This is a genomic window from Coleofasciculus sp. H7-2, from assembly GCF_042747725.1.
GTDB lineage: Bacteria > Cyanobacteriota > Cyanobacteriia > Cyanobacteriales > FACHB-T130 > FACHB-T130.
Map to the genome: position 1 here is coordinate 57774 of NZ_JBHZGO010000098.1, position 19132 is coordinate 76905.

10 protein-coding genes and 1 tRNA gene are annotated in these 19132 nt (G+C 49.9%); 4 read left to right on the forward strand and 7 right to left on the reverse strand.

From position 1 onward, the window contains the following. Positions 1-95: 95 nt before the first annotated feature. The 6 genes from ACFW2W_RS19405 to ACFW2W_RS19430 form a co-directional block, all read right to left on the reverse strand. Positions 96-3161, reverse strand: coding sequence for a hypothetical protein (locus ACFW2W_RS19405; RefSeq protein ID WP_378181841.1), 3066 nt, complete (start codon positions 3159-3161; stop codon positions 96-98). Between the two features lie 91 nt (positions 3162-3252). After that, on the reverse strand, positions 3253-5337 hold the full coding sequence (locus ACFW2W_RS19410) for an OmpA family protein (RefSeq protein WP_378181844.1): 2085 nt from the start codon (positions 5335-5337) through the stop codon (positions 3253-3255). A gap of 90 nt (positions 5338-5427) precedes the next feature. Further along, complete coding sequence (locus tag ACFW2W_RS19415; protein WP_378181847.1) at positions 5428-9465, reverse strand: hypothetical protein; 4038 nt, start codon at positions 9463-9465, stop codon at positions 5428-5430. Next, entirely contained in the window at positions 9465-10388 is a 924-nt protein-coding gene (locus tag ACFW2W_RS19420; protein WP_378181849.1) for an isopeptide-forming domain-containing fimbrial protein, read from the reverse strand. Before ACFW2W_RS19420 ends, ACFW2W_RS19415 begins: the two co-directional genes overlap by 1 nt. 536 nt (positions 10389-10924) lie before the next feature. Beyond that, entirely contained in the window at positions 10925-13867 is a 2943-nt protein-coding gene (ileS, locus tag ACFW2W_RS19425) for an isoleucine--tRNA ligase (RefSeq protein WP_378181852.1), read from the reverse strand. Between the two features lie 201 nt (positions 13868-14068). Beyond that, on the reverse strand, positions 14069-14962 hold the full coding sequence (locus ACFW2W_RS19430; RefSeq protein ID WP_378181855.1) for a Ycf66 family protein: 894 nt from the start codon (positions 14960-14962) through the stop codon (positions 14069-14071). A 231-nt stretch (positions 14963-15193) separates the two neighbouring features. Here ACFW2W_RS19430 and gndA point away from each other — a divergent pair, with 231 nt between their 5' ends. From gndA to ACFW2W_RS19450, 4 genes are all read left to right on the forward strand, one after another. Beyond that, positions 15194-16690, forward strand: a complete 1497-nt coding sequence (gene gndA / locus ACFW2W_RS19435; RefSeq protein ID WP_378181858.1) for an NADP-dependent phosphogluconate dehydrogenase — start codon at positions 15194-15196, stop codon at positions 16688-16690. A 49-nt stretch (positions 16691-16739) separates the two neighbouring features. After that, positions 16740-17891, forward strand: coding sequence for a tocopherol cyclase family protein (locus tag ACFW2W_RS19440; protein ID WP_378181861.1), 1152 nt, complete (start codon positions 16740-16742; stop codon positions 17889-17891). 49 nt (positions 17892-17940) lie between these two features. Beyond that, positions 17941-18014 (forward strand) — tRNA-Arg (locus ACFW2W_RS19445). Between the two features lie 227 nt (positions 18015-18241). Next, positions 18242-18835 carry a YdcF family protein gene (locus tag ACFW2W_RS19450; RefSeq protein ID WP_378181863.1) on the forward strand — a complete coding sequence of 198 codons (594 nt, stop codon included), beginning with the start codon at positions 18242-18244 and terminating at the stop codon, positions 18833-18835. Here the strand turns inward: ACFW2W_RS19450 and ACFW2W_RS19455 are convergent. Then, complete coding sequence (locus tag ACFW2W_RS19455) at positions 18774-19076, reverse strand: DUF2288 domain-containing protein (RefSeq protein ID WP_378181866.1); 303 nt, start codon at positions 19074-19076, stop codon at positions 18774-18776. The two genes, ACFW2W_RS19450 and ACFW2W_RS19455, sit on opposite strands and share 62 nt — an antisense overlap. Between the last annotated feature and the right edge of the window lie 56 nt (positions 19077-19132).

Below are 19132 nucleotides of genomic sequence, written 5' to 3' on the forward strand. Positions count from 1 at the left end.
GTGGGTGTTTTGTCATACTTTTTTCTCATTTGTACTGTTGTTAAATCAACTAGGTTAAAACACCCTCAAGCTTGTAAAAACATAGCCAGTACACATCAGTTAATTTTGACGCGGAAGCGGGTAAAACCATAGTTGCTACTCGTTGCATTAGAAATATTACCCAGATTCACAATTACTGCCCCATCAGCATTATTTTGGTTAGAGCAAGCATTTCCCGCAGGCAAAGGAGCAAGCGGCGAGAAAAATGTCCCTTCATCTGCATCTGAAACGTTAGTCCGGGAAGCAATTGTCCCAACGCGATTCACCGAAATTCCCGTACCCGAACCAAAACTGTCGGCGATAAACGATGTCCCTGTGGGAATTGGATCGCAGAATCTGACATTGTTGGCGGGAGCCGTGCCATCAGAGAGAAAATAAATGGTGTACTCGACTTCGTCGCCGCTTCTCAAAGCTGTTTCAGCCGCTATATTAGGAACTCCCACCGGCGACAGTTGCGACCAGCCAGATGCATTGTCATTGTCGCTATTTGGGTCATCTACAAAACTATTGAAGTTAATCCCACTCAGCGGCGCACCGTTTCTAGTCACAGATGTAATTCGCTTTACCAAACGCAAACTCGATCGCCCAGGTGAAGCGACAATTAGCACAGTCGGGTCATCATCCCCAGTATTCGGAAGGTTCCCTTGATCAATTCCGTCATCTACAATTTGAGGCAAGTCGCCATTCCCTTGAATGGCATCTGTAACCGACGAGTTAACGGTGCCACCTGTGGATGTGGCAACAGCTTGGTTGCTAATCTGCACGCCAGCAGCCGCCGTAATAATTGTCTGGAACTTGATGACCACCCGACCACCATTTCCACTCAACGTTCCCAAGGTTGTCGAGTTGGTAAGGTTCGGGTCAGTTGTACCGTTGTAGTTGGGATTCTGTGTCACCGTTGTCCCCGTACCGGAGGCTGTAAAGCTATAACTGCCAGCAACAAAGCTCAATTTACTGGTATCAATGCTGTCGGTCGCTAGGAAGTTAGTGACAGAGGTAGGGGAATTATTGACATAAATAATTGTAAATTCAACCGTATCTCCAGTCGTCACAGAGCCGCTAGCATCTGCATCTGTGGTTAGACGAACTGATTTGATGCCAGTAGGCGTAACTGGGTTAGGTTGAATGGTAGTCGTAGTGCTTGATGTGTTGTTGTTGGGATTGGGGTCGGTCACATCATTCGGTCGCGTAACCGTTGCCGTGTTGCTCAATGGCTCAGATGGAGCGATGGGAGAGATGGCACCTGTTACGGTATAGGTAGCAACAGCTGCGTTGTTGAGATTGACTGTAGTATTAATAGCATTTCCCGTACCGCTAGCTTGTCCGCAACTACCAGTCCCCGTAGTAATGGCGCAAGTCCAAGTGACTCCAGTAATTTGAGATGGGACGTTGTCTGTCACCGTTGCTCCAGTTACATTAGAAGGGCCGTTGTTTGTAACGGCGAGAGTGTAGGTGACAGGGCTGCCTGCAACCACTGGGTTCGTCACCAGCGTTTTTTGAATCTGCAAATCGGCTTCTGATATGGTGATGCCTTGAGCAAGGTCGGTGAGTGTAGATGGGTAATACGTCCAGGTATCAATACCTCTGTTATTACCAAAACCTTGCTCACTAGAGCCTGGAAACACATGAGCACCATTGCTACTGGAAATTCCTCCTAGAGCATCCAATGGGTCGGGTGCTTCGGGGGGAGGCTGTTGATTCTGTGGTATTAAAGGCTTGTCGTTATAGTAAACGGTAAACGGATTGGGAGTCGGTAACGTTGCCGAAGCTGGCTCATTGAGTCGTTGGATGATTAGACCACCTGGGTTGTTTTCAGGATCTAGCAATGGAAAATGAATTTCACCCGCACTGAGTAAGATTTGTGCGCCGTAAGCGATACTACTAGCAGGGATAGTCGCTTCATTCGCATCTAAGCCATCCCAAGGTACAGTGTTTAACCCAACATCTGCGGTTCCTACGAGTACGCGATCGTTTGCATTGCCGTATATCTTGTCTTGGTTGAGATCGAGAATAATCTGATAACTGCCCGATGCCGGGGTGTTAAAGCTAAAATTACCTCCCAATGGCGTAGTCGTACCCGCTTGCCCGTCAGTCCCTTCTGTGCCCTTAAATTTAAAATCAGTGGGAGTTGGGGGTGCAACGGCTGGCGTCAGCAGCCAAACGGAATTAGGAGTCGCTTGAGGCGCACTAGCTGGATTTATAGGTGCAGATAGTGGCAGGTCATTGTTGGGCTTATTAAAGAAAATTTTATAAGTAACATCCGTCCCAAAATCTGGCTGATCCGGGTTGTATATATTACTTCCTGCCAGTAGAACAGATTTGTAAACGGGATCGCCGTTTGGATTGGCTGTAAAACCTTTGTTATTAGCAAAGAAGATAAATCCAAAGGGGTCGAGACCCTTTAGTTTGATTAGGTACTGATAGCCTTCCCTGGTCAGAACAAAAGCTTGGGATTGGAGACTTCGCCCAATGCCTCCCATGTTCAACGGCAAATAATTAGCGTAGGCGCGACCAGGAATAGCTTCACCACTACTACTCCGCACCGTGACATCCCAAGCGCTGACGTAACTGACATTCTTGGGTTGATTCCAGTCAGCATCAGCATTGATGGCAGGTGGGTCAGTAGTACTAGCGGAAATTGGACTGATGAAGTCAATTTCCCAGACGCCATCTTGACCAGATGCGACGTTAATTGTGCAGGGGGCGTAGCCAACTCCAGAACCAGCTTTTTCTGCGGCACGGTTAGGAATAAAACCAGTTCCGGGAGCCGAGACACTACACTGAGACTGAGAACCATTCGGTTGCCGAAACCGGATATTGCCCTGACCACCCCCAAGACCGTAAGCCATAGCACTGGAGCCAAGATTAATCGTCTCGCCTTGTTTAGCGAAAACCCTAATTGTGGTTCGACGTGCAATACCTCCCGTCGTATCGTTTCGATATTCCAAGAAGGGGCGATCGCCAGTGTTGTTGGTCAGTTCCCGACTGCCTTCAGCCGATGCCGCTTGAGTCCAACAGCTAATCGCACAGATGGATAGGGCAAGGCTGCCGAAGCGACAACTCCAGCGGCTAGCGGAAGCGCTAATTTTTTCCAAGTTTTGGGATTTTAACGGCGAACTCACTCTGCTTTCTCTCGCTAGGGGTGAAGACATCAAGATGGGAGGGAACAGATAACGGGTTGATGGCGGAAGAGAGATGGATTGGTAACGATTCCTACTCCAACTGCAAATCTTCTTCTTGGACAAAGAGTTCTAGACCTCTAGCATCTTTGAAGATAAATTCGACCCGACGATTACGGGCATAATCCAGACGATTTCTTCCAGTTACTCGCGGTTGAGATTCACCCAAGGCGCGAATTGTCATGCGTTCTGGGGCAATGCCTTGACGCAGTAAATAATTTCTCACTGCGATCGCTCGCCGATTTGATAAGTCAAGATTATAAGCATCGCTGGCACGGGGGTCGGTGTGACCCCGAAGCTCAATCACGATAGGGGGATTTGCTTGTAAAACTTCGGCAATTCGATCGAGAACTCTGGCACTTTCTGGGCTAATCGTGGCTTTGTCGAGGGCAAAGTGGACGTTAGTTGGCACCTGGATGCGGATGGGTTCTGGCGGCGGTTCTTCCGGCGGCACCTGTACTACTGGCGGATCGGGTGCGGTGGTACATTCAGGAATTGTCGATGGTTCTGGGTTATTCGTTGTCTGTGGTTGTTTACCACCGACTATTGATGAAATTAAGGCATTCGTGGCGGGTTCGGAGGTACCATACTTGGGATTTGTCGCGATCGCGCTGACTCTATCTCCCGGTACCAAATTATTGATATCGAGCGTGAGGCTAAATTTTCCCCGGTCATCCGCTGTAACCGTTGTCAGCGGTTCCCTTAAAGCACCATAGGGCGTCTCGGTATTTTCCTCCACTCGATAAATTGTCACCTGAGAACCCGGATCGGCAGTTCCATACAGATTCGTTTTATTACCCACTACAAAAAATTCGCGGCTAATGAACTGGGGGGCATTAATCGCTGAGTTAGCCGTATCCAAGCGACGATTGGGCGAATTCCGGGGAGGATTTGGACCATCTCCTCGTTGGTAATCTTGGACACCCGTATTTTGTTGAGCGATTAAGTCAATGCTCAAACCGACTAAATTGAAGAAGCGATTGGATTGAATGATATTGCGATCGCTCTTGGGATAAGATGCAACCACTACACCCGGTCCTGTTTGATGACCGATTTGGTTCTCGATCACCTGGTGATCGTTCCCCATCAGGTAAACTGCTGCCCGACGCAAGCGACGACCGTTATAAACAATTCGGTTATTATTAATCTGCGCCGCACCTTGGGGTTTAAATAAAAAGACGCCACTGCCATCGTTGCCGCAAATCAAGTTGGCGCTAACCTGCGTCTTATCAATCATTCCTTCTAAGCGAATCGCATCGGGCATTCCAGCAATCCCGTTGCCAACAATAATGTTTTCTGTCACCTGCAAATTCTCAGCTTGGACAGAGGTAATAATCCCGCTGCCATCGTGGTTAGCAATCCGGTTTCGTTGGATAGTTGTCCCCAAGCTGTTAAATACAAATACCCCAAATGCCGAAGTTTGCTGCGGCACACTTTGATCGGGCGGAATCCCTAACCAGTTGTTTTCAATTACTACATTTTTTGGGGAATTGGAAATGGGTGATGGTTTGCCTTCCCGATTCTCCGTTAACTTTTGACCATTCGCGGCTCCCCTAATCGCAGCAGACTGAGGATTATCGATAAAAATATCTGCGGGTGGCAAGGTAGCAGTGGCGCGATGGCGGGAGGTAAAACCGTAGAGGCTTAATCCGCGAATTGTCACCCCATCAGCAACAACTGTTAAGCCACGGAAGACTTCTTGAGAAGCGGCGGGAGTAATTGTCACTACCGGAATCGGAATTGCAATCTCGACAGTTGCAGTCTCTTCGGCATCATACCCTGGTTGAGTTGTACCATCGACGATTAATCCCGGACGAGCCAATGGTGGCAACACATCAACGAGGCGGATGGTGGTATCTGTTGGCGGCAAATTAAAAGCAATCAGCGTCGTACCAACATTACTTGAAACCAGGCTTTGTTCGGCACGACTGAGACGATCTAAAGGTAATGTACCATTGACAATCTCAATCGCTTCCCGCAGCGTCAAGGCATCATCTGGATTAACTGCTCCATCCTGGTTGCTATTAACAACGACTTTTAAATTTTCTGTCTGAGCAGTTGCAGAAAAAGGCAACAGTAAAAAAACGAAAGGTAAAAGGAGAAATTTTTTAGCGTTCATCTGTAGTCATTAATGATTAGTTATTAGTGATTGATAATTGGTCATTCTTTACCGATTACCCATTACCAATTACCCATTTCCCATTCCCCATTACCTCTCTACCGCTACTGGTTGCACCTGGGATTCTTGCTGCTGAGGCGGTGACACTTTTTGTCGCCCGAAGCCGCCGAATAGTTCATTTACCTTCAGCGTTAAGCCAAAATAAACGCCACCCTCCGACCGATAGCCGCTAAAATCGCGGTCATCTACACTGCCAAAGCTATATCCCAGCGAAGCTCGCAAGTCTGGCGTCACATAATAACCCGCCTCTAGAGCGAAGCCTGTTTCATTAAAATCCGTGTCGGGTTGCCCAATCCAGCGAGCTTCCCCCGCCACATCCCAGCGATATCCCAGCCGGTACGTCGTCCGCAACTGTGCCAGAAATACAGTCGAAGAGTTGCTGAAGTTATTGGCTAAATCGGTGGTGCTGTTCCGCATGGCATACTTGCCATAAAATTCCCACTGCCAGGAAGGAGCATAAATCGCCTCAGCAGCGATGATGTGATCTCTGTAACCCGTGCCACTGCCCAGCAGCAATGTCTCTGGAATCGTCGAGGGGTTGCGGCGATATTCATAACTCAACAAGCCGTTCCACTTGTCAGAGTTGGGATTGCGATAAGCCATGCCCAGCTTGACATTCATCGTGTCTCCCAAGGCGTATAACAACTGGTTAGAAGCACTGGCTTGTTGATAACGCACCAAGGCAGTCAGGGCGGGAGAAAGTTTACCGGCAGCAGTGCCAGAAATCACAGTGTTACTGCCACCAGAGCCATTACGATGCTCGAAGCGGGCAGATGCTTGGAAATTGGGATTGTCAGTATATTCCACCCCAACACTATAGGCATCGCCACCGCTGAGTCCTAAGGCAGAGGCACTCTGCCCCGTGGCGTAGGGCTGTTCAAATCGCGGCCCAGCAGCAGTACGGCTAAACAGGTTGCTAAAGATATGCTCGTAACCTAGATGAACTCGCAATCCTGGGGCAAGCACAATCCGGTGGTTTAGACCGACCGCCCCCTGCCCCGTGATGCTGTTGAAGCCGCTGATGATTGAGTAGCGCCCACTGATAGCAGTGTTTTCGCCCAACTTCTGCTCTACCAGCGTGTCTAGGCTAGTGATGGAATTGCGACCAAATACCCTGGTGTCTGCAAATTGGTGGGCAAGTCGCATAGTAACGCCAGGGAGCGCTGCCCAGTCCAGCCCGAAAGTGGTACGGTCGGGATAAAGGGCGTCGCCGCTATTACCCAAATTCAGTTCATTTTGTGCCCGAAACGTCAGCGCATCACTTAAGGCAACATTCAGGCGAGAGACAATTTGGCTGGCGGAGCTATCAAAGGTGTCGCCAATCCGGTCGTCGCGAGAGCGATTGACGTATTCTAAGCTGAGGTCTGAAGCCCCAAACTTTTGCAGAACTCCAGCGCGAATCGTGGTCAGAGAATTATCGACTCTCTCTCCAGGTGTAGGTTGGGGTTGAGGGTTAAAAATATCGAAAAAGTTAACCCGCTCTAAGGGCGCAGTCCCGAAATTCACCTCGTGGTCGTAGCTAGCAGTTAGCAGCGTGGTTTTGAAGAGTTGGGCGGCAACGTTCGCGCCGTATCTCGTCTGACCGGGCGTAAAACTGGTCGTCGCATTATTAGAAAAATTTTCTTCCACAGAACGGTAATAAGCGCGGGCGAGAATACTCTTAGCTAAAGCTCCATACGCTTCCAGTCGATAAGCATTGCCGTTCACATCCCCATTAAAAGGAGAATTATGCGCTGAGCGGGCATATTCCCCCACAATTTGACCGCTATTCCCTAGTGGGAACAGGAAATCTACACCCAATAGCTCAAAATCCTGCAACCCCTCATCTTGCCGGAAATAGCTAGCTCCAACCCAGGCTTGGCGACTCAACTCTTGCGAAAAGTTATACTGCGCCCGCCCCGCATAAATATTTGTCTCTTCGCTATCAACACCTTCATGCTGATAAGTGACCACAATTCGCTGCACCTGAGTCACGCCAAACGGGTCAAATCGCGTCGCGAAGATGGGACGACGAAATAGCAGCGTCCCCCGGTCGTAGTCAATTTCGTAGTCAGGCCCGCGAACCAGGGGTTTGCGCGATGTCACCGTTCCCGGACGATTAATTTCTTCTGTTTCTAAGAAAACACTCTCACTACCCGGAATCAGCAGCCGACGCGACAAAAAGTAATAGCCACTGGTGCCATTAGGAGCAACAGTATCTCTCTGAAATCCCTCGACATCCGGGCTATAGAGAGCAGTGATTTGCAGATTGCCCAGGTTATAGTTGCCCTTAAACCCGTGTAACTGCCGAGAAGTGGCGCTAAATAGCTGGGAGGCGCGGGCGAATTCGGTAGTGCTGTAATCTCCCCACATCACGTAGTCTGGTTCGGCACCAAAAACAGGGGAAGTGCGTTCCAGACGGAAATACAAGCTGTCTTTTGAAGGGGTTAGATAATCAACAGTGGAGCTATCCCCATAGACCGGATATTGTTGCTCGCAGAATTGCGGTCCCCGGAACAGGGTGGTGATGCCATCGCAAGTTTGATTGAGCGGACGAGCGCTATTATATGCCCCCGTCAGCAGCCACTCCCCCACCTTACCCGTAGCGAAAACCGCAGCACTCAAATCGATATTGGTGCCATCGTCAATCGTATCCGGATTGAGAAACTCCCGGCGCGGTCCCCAGAAATTTGTGCCTGACGGGCCAATCCGCAGATTCACCACGCCCGAAACTAAGGAAGGGCGCAGATTGGTGATGAATTCTACCTGGGTATAAGTTTCTAGGGTGTTAGCAGATATTTCGTCTTGGGTATAAGCGACTGGGTGGTCAGTCGGAGGTACCGGCGGGTATTGAGTATTAGAGGGGATTGGATATTGTTGCAGATTGGGAGACAGGGGATTGGAGTTTGGGGATTGGTTAATCGGTGTAGGTGAGCCGTCTTTCCCAACCCGGATGCCCTCTGACCTAGTACCCTCTGTAGCGGCTCGAATGCGGACTCTCTGCGCTTCCAAGCTGGATTGCAGTTGGGCGGTAAATTGTCCTCCTCTGGCAATCACCTGAAATCCGGCTCGATCTTTGTCCTCGTCAGCACCGACAAACTTACCGGCGCTAGTGGTTAAAGTTACGACTGTGTCTTCGCGGATTAATTCGCCATTGTCATTCGTGATTCTCCCCGCCAGGGCCATGAGACTTCGCCCATCAGCGGGAATCCGGGCATCACTAACCGGCGCAATTTCTAAGGTTTGGGCAGTTGTCTTTTTTACAGTTAGCTTGACACTTACCGACGTGCCGTTATTCGCTTGCACTGTAATTGTGTTCTCGCCCTTCTCTAGAGGGACGTTGTACCAAACCTGAGTGATGATGTTTTGGGCTTCGTCTCGCTCTATCTGTGTGGGTGTTTTGGCATCCAGTGGTTTTTTGTTGACCCTGACTTGTACCTGAGCTTGGGTGTGGTACTGGACGACGAGGTTAGTAGAAGGCTCGCCCAGTACTCCACTTTCAGGGGTCAGAATCCGAACTTCGGTAGGTGCCAGAATCGCATCTGAGTTTAACCGAGGAGGCTGCTGGGCATTCGTTTGAGCGATCGCTCTCAGATCATCGCTGGCGGTTGGTACGGTCGTTGTCGAGTTCTTAGGGGCTGACCCAACCTGTTCCCGAAGTTCGGGGAGGGGTGAAGCCGTCGGTGCGGTATTTTGAGGCGCTACGAGGCTGGGCGCTGATGTTGCTGGTTTTGCCGCCCCTACTGCTTTCTCTACTGAAGGGAAGGGTGAAGCTGTCGGTACAGTATTTTGAGTTAAATCTAGAATTTCTGCTGAATCTTGGACAGCGAATTCAGAATTTGCGTCTAGGACTTCTGAATTCTCTGGTGTCGTCTCTGGGACAGCCGTCTGCTCGATTGCAGGGAGGGTTGTGGAATTTTTAATTGCAAACTCGGAATCTTCTGCCAGTTTGCCTTGAGGTGGTGCAGACAGTTCATTCGCCTTCGCAGAGCGAGGAAGTAAGAAATAAAAAGTAAAAAGTAAAAAGAACGAGAAATACGTCAAAATCCCTTCTTTTGGCGGCTGCTTTTTGCCTTTTGCCTGGTTCATCACTGCTGGCCCTCCCGATAGGTGGGTGTCACTCCGAAATTCATCCGTACTAATCCTCCCGGTTCGAGTTGCACCAGGCGGGACTGACTATTGCGCTCAATAAATTTTTGGTTGGGAGCTAGAGTGTAGCCCGGTAGACTGGTTAAATCCAGCGTGCCGGTGCGATAGCCAGAGATGACATTGGCGAGTGAGAATAAACCGTTGGCATCGGTGGTGATGCGGTTGCCGTCATCCATGAAAATTACGGCATTGGGCAATCCTGGCTCTCCTGGCTGCTGTTCGCCGTCAAAGTTTTTATCGACAAATACTCGCCCTATGAGGGTGCCGCAATCTGACAAAATGCCGGGTCGAATCCGCAACTGATGGCTGGCAATGTTGCTCCTGGTTTCTTGAGCCTGATTTCTACCGTTACCGCGAATGGCGTCTGGCGTTACCACGGCGGCATAAACCACGTTCAGAGTTTGATTCGGATCGAGTTTGGGAAATTTAAAGGTGACTGTCCGGTTGGACGCGATCGCGGGTTGTATAGTGATTCGGGCGGTAGTGGTGCCAGTTGTCAGCGAGGCTTGCAAGGACTCTGGCAAATACCGTAAGCCCACAGGCAGGGTGTCTGTGATGCTGATATTGCTGGCGGCGGCTGTGCCGGTGTTTTTCAACGCCAAGCGATAAACAACGGTGTCGCCCGGTTCCGCAGCGGCGCGATCGCCTGTTTTGATCAGCTCTAGAGCCGCTTGACCCGCTGTTACTGAAGTTTCATTGGATTTCACGCCTTCTGGAGGGAGATTGTCACCCGCAGCCGAGGCGGAATTCAAAATCTCAATCGCGCTCACGGGCAACGACCCAAAGGCAAAGGCAAACGAACACGTTAGGATAGCTGTTAGAGGCACGTAGACACGCCCCAACAGAGGTTGCAGGGATTTCATTCTTCAGAGTTAACTCACGTCAAACACCCCATTGCTGGACTGTTAAAGAGATAAAGAAATTGTGGCGGTAGGCTCCCTGATGCTCCCTGACGGGTATAGACCCTGATTAGGTGAAACTTACACTAGCAGGTTTCTACGATCTACGACAATACCTGTATCTGACTCGCTTTTGCAAGATAATTTTTTAATGAATATTGCTACAAGCAGAATTTTCATTTCTGCCTTAATAAATTTTTATGCCTTTTGGCAGATGAAATAAACTCAAAAACATAATTTCATTGTTTCTGCCTCTGTAGTCGCCGGTTCTTGAGCGCGAAATTGTTAAGAAATTAGCCAGTTTTACTCAAAATCTTAAAGTTCCTGCATTTGGGGCAAATTTAATCAGCGTTGACTCTCTAGGCGCGATGGGATGTTGAAGAATCCATCTAATTGCTCATAGAAAAGAACCCCACCCCTAACCCCACCCCGCAAGCAGGGAGGGGAGCCGAAAAGCAGGTGATGGCAGGGCGGAGGGAAAGGCGGTCGTTTTTTGTGAACTAAAATTCACCAGCTAAGGCGGGAATGCAGCGATCGCACAACAGGGGATGCTCGACAGATTCGCTAACATGAACCGAGTAGTTCCAGCAGCGATCGCATTTTTCCCCGTTTGCTTTATCTACGCCAATCGATAAAGCTGCTGTCTGCGAACTGTATTTTAAGCCTTGCAACGCTTCCGGAGAATCCACCAGCTCTACGAGTGAGGCGATAAACAAGTATCTCAGCTCATCCACACCATTACCCAGTGCTGAGGACTGTAGGCGCTTCGCCTTCCCGAAGGGTGGATGGGGGGCTGAGTTCAAGTTCAAAGGTTGCAGTAAAGAGCGCAACTCAGCATTCGGGACATAAAGTAATACCTTGGCTTCCAGAGAAGATCCAATCATTTTTTCTGCCCTTGCTTGCTCCATCACCTTATTCACCTCAGTGCGGATTTGTCGCAGTTGTTGCCATCCTGCCAGTTTTGGATCGTGCCAATGCTCCTCTAACTTCACCCACCCGGCTTCAAACACGGATTTGTAAGGTGTGGGATAGGGGAGATATTGCCAGATATCTTCTGCCGTATGACAGAGAACCGGCGCGATCGCTCGTGCTAAATTTTCCAGTGCGATCGCCAAAACTGTCTGACAACTACGGCGGCGGAAGCTATCTGGGGCGCTGATGTAGAGCCTATCTTTGGCAATATCCAGATAAAAATTAGACAAGTCAACAACGCAGAAATTCTGCACCGTCTGGAAAAAGCGGAAGAACTGGAAACTCTCCATAGCTTGCGTTACTTCCCCGAAGACTTCTGTCATCCGGTGCAACATATAGCGGTCGAGTTCCGGCAGTTGTTCGTAAGGTACCGTATCTTTAGCCGGGTCAAAATCGTGTAAATTTCCTAGCAAGAACCGCGCCGTATTGCGAATCTTGTTTCTAACATCTCCCATCTGCTTGAGGATGTTCTTGCTGATGGGGACATCCGAAGAATAATCCACCGAGGAAACCCACAGGCGCAAAACATCAGCACCGTAGGGCGGCTCTTCTTTTTGATTTTTGCCCCCATTGATGACAATCAAGGGATCGATGACATTGCCCATCGATTTACTCATCTTGCGCCCCTGCTCATCCAAGGTAAAGCCGTGCGTCAAGACGGTTTTGTAGGGCGCGATGCCGTTTGTTGCCACACTGGTGAGCAAACTCGACTGGAACCAACCCCGGTGCTGATCTGACCCTTCGAGATATATATCCGCTGGATATTGCAATTCTGGGCGCTGTTGCAAAACCGCCGCCCAAGAGGAGCCAGAGTCAAACCAGACATCCATCGTATCGGTACCTTTGCGGTAGGTGCGACCGTTATGGCGATAACTTTCTGGCAATAGTTCTTCTACCGGCATTTCCCACCAGACATCCGAACCCTTTTGGGCAATGATTGCCTGGACGTGGGCGATGGTTTCCTCGTTCAGTAGCGGTTCGTTGGTTTCCAGGTCGTAGAAAACGGGAATTGGCACGCCCCAGCTGCGCTGACGGGAGATACACCAATCGGAACGCTCTGCGACCATTGCCGTGATGCGGTTTTCACCTTGAGCGGGAATCCAGGTAACAGACGCGATCGCTTTTAGCGCCTCTTCTCTAAATCCCTCCACTGATGCGAACCACTGTTCTGTGGCTCGATAGATGGTTGGCTTCTTGGTGCGCCAGTCGTAAGGATATTTATGAACGTAGGGTTCCTCTTTCAAGAGCGATCGCGCTTCTCTTAGCGCGTCAATCACTGCCTGATTTCCATCACCCAACACGTTCAACCCCGCAAACTGCCCCGCTTCTTGCGTGAAGTTGCCATCGGCATCTACTGGCGACAGCAGTGGCAAACCGTAGCGTTGACCGACCTTGTAATCCTCATCCCCATGACCGGGAGCCGTGTGAACCAATCCCGTACCGGAATCGGTGGTGACATAATCGCCCCCAATCACAATCGGACTCTCGCGGTCGAACAGCGGGTGCCGGTAAGTGCTGTGTTCCAAATCTTTACCCGGTACTGTAGCTTGTACCGTGAGATTCGTTGAGAGCGTCGTTGACAACCGTTCCACCAAATCGGCAGCCACCAACAGGTATTTGGTAGAAATCGGGAGAGAATTTGCCTCCAGTTCCACCACTGCGTAGGTTAGTTCTGGATTCACGCTCACCGCTAGGTTGGCGGGAATCGTCCAAGGAGTTGTCGTCCAAATCGCCACACCCAGATCGGGCAAGAATGGTTGCAATAGCGATCGCGCAGCTGGTCCCAGATTCGTCATCGGGAAAGCCGCATAAACGCTGCGCGAGGTGTGAGCTGGGCGACCTTCAGAATCTTCCGGATACTCCAACTCTGCCTCAGCCAGCGCCGTTTTAGAACTGGGACTCCAGTGAACTGGTTTCAAGCCGCGATAAATATATCCCTTCAGCACCATCTGACCGAAAACGCCAATTTGAGCGGCTTCATACTCTGGTTTTAAAGTCAGATACGGATGCTCCCAGTCGCCCCAGACGCCGTAGCGTTTGAAGCTTTGGCGCTGCTCGTCTACTGTTTTGAGGGCAAAGTCTCTGGCTTTGTGGCGCAGATCCAGAGGCGTCAGATTTTGCCGCTCTTGTGACTTCATTTGCTGAAGGACTTTCAACTCAATCGGCAAGCCGTGACAATCCCAGCCAGGAACGTAGCGAACCTTGCGTCCTTGCAGGAGCTGGTAGCGGTTGATGATGTCCTTAAGGATTTTATTTAAAGCATGACCAATGTGGAGCGAACCATTGGCGTAGGGCGGTCCATCATGCAAAACAAAAATTTCACCGGGATTGTTCTGCGACAGTCGCTCGTAAATTTGCTGTTCTGCCCAAAATTTTTGCAGTTCCGGTTCCCGCTTAATAGCGTTCGCCCGCATATCAAATTGGGTTTTGGGCAGATTAACGGTGTCTTTGTAGTTCCCTGTTGCTGTCACAGTTTAATGCCGAGAAATGATGGAGTCCTCTTTCAATTATTATCGGTTACAAATCGCAATATCTTCAAGTTGCGGCGGGAAAAATGAACCACAAAGATGCAAAGAACACAAAGCCAGAAAATGCAACAAGCAGCTATCTTCCGCTTTTTCCTTGGCGCTATGCAGCGTCTTTGCGGTTCATTATCCTCCTAGCCTTGATTTTCAAGTTGGGTTGGGTGGATTTTCTAACGGCTGATTTGCCTGCTCTGTTCCACTCGCTGAGTCACTCGTTTGTGAATCGGCAGTTTCTGGAGGTGAAGCCGGAATATGCTTTTCTTCAGCATCTTCCAGAGCGGCTTCCACCAGTTCGGGGTCGGGAGGGTTCGGGCGAACTGGTTCGGGCACGTTTTCTGGGTTAGCCTCCCACTCTGAGGGTGCTGTTGTGATTGTTTCCCCTGTAGTCGCTGCTTCTACAGATGCTGGGGGTTCCAAGTCATCCAAGTCTCTGTCTTGGACACTTTCTTGAGATGGGATGGATACCACTTCGGGCTGAGAGGGTGCGGGTGAAACGGGTGGTTGATTGAATAACACCGTTTCATCCTCATCTTCATCCAGTATCCGGTTATCCAGCACGGTGACACGGGGTTTTCCGGTGTCGGTGGCTGGCGCAGGTGTCGTCTTGGATGCCCCTGGTGGGGTCGTTCCAGTGCCCGATTTGCTTTGGCGCTGAGTAACTTTACTTGCCGTCTGCTGAGCTTTGTCTTTGAGATTTGCAAATAGACTTGTTACTCGCTGCGGTATGGATAAATTGGTCAGTTTTTCTTGCAAGGCTTCGGGGCTAGGAATCTCAGTCTGCTGCGCTGCGGGGGTAAGACTTCGTCGTAATGTCAGGGTTTCCCAACCTAACCAACCGACTAGGGCTACGCTAGCGATTTGACCTAGCAGCACACCGCCGGTGATGCGTCCAGCACACACCCATAAAACTAGGGCATAGAACAATCCCACCCCACTCCAGATAAAATCACTCTTCCGGTGTATTTCGGGGAAAAAGAAAGCCGCCATGTAAAGGGCGAAGCTACCAACTGCAACAGCGATCGCTAGGATATATGCCAGCATTTCGGGGATGCTCCAAAACTTGTGTCTATGTTTCAATTCTGCTAGAGATTGTTGACTTAGATACAAATAAAAACTAAATCTGCTGTTTCAATTTGATGATTCTTTGGCGAACGAGGCTTTCCTACTCTTGCGACTCTTAATATCTTCTTTAGGGGAAACTCTCAGGATATCGGGCTACTCTGAAGGAAAAGCAACTGTTCAAAAGCATTGCAGAGTTGAACATTGAATCTTATGACACAGCAGAGCTTTGGTGTGATTGGTTTGGCGGTCATGGGCGAGAACTTGGCGCTGAATGTGGAGCGCAATGGGTTCCCCATTTCCGTCTATAATCGCACGCCAGAAAAAACCGATGCCTTTATGGCTGAGCGAGCGCAGGGCAAAAATGTCTATGCCGCTTATTCCATTGAAGATTTTGTCCAATCCTTAGAACGCCCCCGCAAAATCCTGATTATGGTGAAAGCTGGTGCGCCGGTAGATGCGGTGATTAACCAGCTCAAACCGTTACTGGATGAGGGTGACATCATTATTGATGGCGGCAACTCCTTGTTTGACGATACCGCTCGCCGCACCCGCGAATTAGAGCCATCTGGGTTCAGATTTATCGGGATGGGCGTCAGTGGAGGTGAAGAAGGAGCGCTAAATGGTCCTAGCCTGATGCCGGGAGGCACGAAAAGCTCCTATGAGTATCTGGAGCCAATTTTGACGAAAATTGCGGCTCAGGTGGATGATGGCCCCTGTGTCACCTACATCGGCCCTGCTGGTGCCGGTCACTACGTCAAGATGGTACACAATGGCATTGAGTACGGCGATATGCAGCTGATTGCAGAAGCATACGACTTGCTCAAGACTGCGTTGGGACTAGACGCTAAGCAACTACACGAAGTATTCGCCGAATGGAATACTACCGATGAACTCAATTCTTATTTGATTGAGATTACAGCGGATATCTTTAACTACAGGGATACCGACACTCATCAGCCTCTGGTCGATGTGATTCTTGATGCGGCTGGACAGAAAGGTACGGGGCGCTGGACGGTACAGAGTGCGTTGGAATTGGGGATCTGTATTCCGACGATGACGGCGGCGGTGAATGCCCGGATCATATCTGCCTTTAAGAAGGAGCGGGTGGCGGCTTCGGAGATATTAACGGGTCCTAGTGGCAAGTATGAGGGAGATACCAAAACCTTCATTAACCAAATCCGGGATGCTCTCTATTGCTCGAAGATTTGCTCTTACGCTCAAGGGATGGCGCTATTGAGTGCGGCGTCGAAGGCTTATTCGTATGACCTGAATTTGAGCGAAACTGCCCGGATTTGGAAGGGTGGTTGTATTATTCGAGCGGGGTTCTTGAATAAGATTAAATCTGCTTTCAAGGAAAATCCAGAGTTGCCTAATTTGCTACTGGCTCCTGAGTTTAAGCAGACAATTTTGGATCGCCAGGATGCTTGGCGGGAGGTATTGGCGCAGTCGGCGAAGCTGGGGATTCCAGTCCCGGCATTCAGCGCGTCGCTAGATTACTTCGATAGTTACCGACGCGATCGCTTACCGCAAAATCTTACCCAAGCTCAGCGCGATTACTTTGGTGCCCACACCTACGAGCGCATTGACAAAGCAGGCTTCTTCCATACCGAGTGGACTCAAGTTGCCGAGGAAACCATTCAAACCTCTACGCCTGAGCCACTGCAAGCCCAAGACCCTGCAGAAACTGTACGCACGACGATTACATAAATAGCAGTAGTAGGGCGGGCATTGCCCGCTCTACTAGGAACTTGAATTGATGCAAAATCCTTTACAAACTCCCCACAGTGGCTACCACTGGGACGGCACCAGCCAGCGATTCTTTGAAGGTTGGTACTACCGCGTCACCTTACCAGATTGCGGACATACCTTTGCTTTCATGTACTCCATCGAAGATCCCTTGGGTAATCAACCCCACAGCGGCGGTGCTGCCCAAATTCTGGGACCAGAAGATAGTTACCTTTGCCGTACTTTCCCTGATGTCAACAAATTTTGGGCATCGCGGGACGTTTTAGCCTTGGGACACTGGGGCAAAACCGATTTATCAACCAAACCCACCTACCTTCCCCCAGAGGCTTTTGAGCGTCACGTTCAAGATGGCTATCAAGCTACCGCTACTTGGCATCAGGGAGTTTTACACGATCCGGGCACGGGTTCCCAAGCGCGTTGGCAGTATGAGATTAAACCCGTAGATGGATGGGGGAATCAAAATGAGCCACAACAATCAACAGCCGGATGGTTGTCTTCTTTCCCCATTTTTGAACCCGGATGGCAAATTTTGATGGCTCGCGGGCTGGCAACTGGCTGGATTGAGTGGAATGGACAACGCTACGACTTCACCAACGCCCCAGCCTACGGTGAAAAGAATTGGGGGCGCTCTTTTCCTCAAAAATGGTTCTGGCTGAATTGCATTTCAATCCCTATTTCAATCCCTAATAGGGATTTAGAGCAACGCCCTCCTAACAGCCTACATCAATTTACTGATAGGTCTTTTGACGATGAATCCGATTTCGCCTTAACTGCTGGTGGAGGCAGACGCGGGGTGCTGTGGTGGATGGAATCGGTGGCGATGATTGGCTTGCACTATCGAGGCAAATTTTATGAATTTGTACCGTGGAACTCGAAGGTAAGTTGGAATATCGAGCCTTGGGGCAGCTGGCAAATGCAAGCCCGTAACTCTGAGTTTGAGGTTGAGTTAACCGCCACGACAAATCTACCGGGAACTCTCCTGCGTGCCCCTACGGAAAAGGGTTTAATCTTTTGTTGTCGCGACACGATGAACGGTCAACTTGACCTGGAACTGCGCCAACTGCGTGGCGACAAATCTAAAATTATCCTGAAAGCTCACAGTTCCGTATGTGGATTGGAAACAGGCGGTGGCCCTTGGGAAGAAACTTGGCGGTCTACTTAAATTCAGCTGGGTAATGCTGCCCAAGGGCTGCTATGATCGCCTTAGAATTGGGGCTGTAGCTCAGTTGGATAGAGCGAGCGCCTCCTAAGCGCTAGGTCGCCGGTTCGAGCCTGGCCAGTCCCGTTGTCTGCTACTCTCTAATACAGTCACTCGCCCAGTGGAGTGTATCTACGTGGACGCTAGCTGGGATAGGGAATTTTAACGAGTTAGCGATCGCTCTTCGTGCGTATCGCTTCCCATCTAAACACGGCTTTCTCAATTGATTGATGACCCTGAAAATTGGTTCTAGCCGACAAAAAAACTTGTTTTCCAAGCCTTCGCGCTCTAAAAGTAGATATTCTCGGTTACTAATGCTAGCTCTACCCGTGGCGCTGTGGTTTGGGTACAAGGAAGTTGAAAAAAGCCTGGTCAAACCCCAGGCAATGTTAGTTTTGGGTGGCTCTACCTCAGCCTTGGAGCGAGAGAAGTTGGCAGCTCAATTGGCTCGTCAGAACCCAGATTTGCCCATCTGGGTTTCTTCGGGTAGCACTAACAAAGCCTACGTTAAACGGGTTTTTGCCAAAGCTGGGGTTAACCCTAATCGTCTGCATTTGGACTATCAGGCGATGGATACGGTTACGAACTTCACGACACTGGTTGATGAGTTGCAGAGCCTTGGGATTGCCAGCATCTATTTAATTACCTCTGACTTTCATATGCGCCGCGCCAGAGTAATTGGAGAGATTGTTTTGGGCAGTCGGGGTATTACTCTGAAGCCGGTCGTCGTGCCTTCGGGGAACCCGCCAGAGCCGATTGAGAAATCAATTCGTGATGGAGCCAGAGCCATTCTGTGGGTGACTACCGGCTATACGGGAGCCACCCTCGGTCAGTCATCAAATCAGATTAAGCAGGAATCGCTGCCGTTTCTTGCACCAAGACATAAGGCGACACGATCAGAGCGCTGAATCGCTTGTTTTTGTTGTCGTTCCAATCTTGTTTCTGAGCTTCCGAGGGCTTGTAAATCAATTGTTCGCCAATCCAGTGCTGCACGGAGGAAACATCATCATTAGCGATCGCTACCCCGACATCCAGCAAGTCCAGCTCTGGAACTACGATAACCACAGCCTCCCGTTCCGCATGAGGCATCAGCCAGTTCCACTCAGCCTCATCTATCAATTCTGCTAATTCTGCTCTTAAACCCTGCATTTTTTAGTTTTTTGATTTCAGTAAATTTTATTTTAATCTATTTTATAGAAGCTGCT

Bases quoted from the DNA above. Each gene is read 5' to 3' on its own strand.
- ACFW2W_RS19410 (WP_378181844.1), bottom strand. From the start codon at position 5,337: ATGAACGCTAAAAAATTTCTCCTTTTACCTTTCGTTTTTTTACTGTTG.
- ACFW2W_RS19415 (WP_378181847.1), bottom strand. From the start codon at position 9,465: ATGAACCAGGCAAAAGGCAAAAAGCAGCCGCCAAAAGAAGGGATTTTG.
- ACFW2W_RS19420 (WP_378181849.1), bottom strand. From the start codon at position 10,388: ATGAAATCCCTGCAACCTCTGTTGGGGCGTGTCTACGTGCCTCTAACA.
- ACFW2W_RS19430 (WP_378181855.1), bottom strand. From the start codon at position 14,962: ATGCTGGCATATATCCTAGCGATCGCTGTTGCAGTTGGTAGCTTCGCC.
- gndA (WP_378181858.1), top strand. From the start codon at position 15,194: ATGACACAGCAGAGCTTTGGTGTGATTGGTTTGGCGGTCATGGGCGAG.
- ACFW2W_RS19440 (WP_378181861.1), top strand. From the start codon at position 16,740: ATGCAAAATCCTTTACAAACTCCCCACAGTGGCTACCACTGGGACGGC.
- ACFW2W_RS19450 (WP_378181863.1), top strand. From the start codon at position 18,242: ATGCTAGCTCTACCCGTGGCGCTGTGGTTTGGGTACAAGGAAGTTGAA.
- ACFW2W_RS19455 (WP_378181866.1), bottom strand. From the start codon at position 19,076: ATGCAGGGTTTAAGAGCAGAATTAGCAGAATTGATAGATGAGGCTGAG.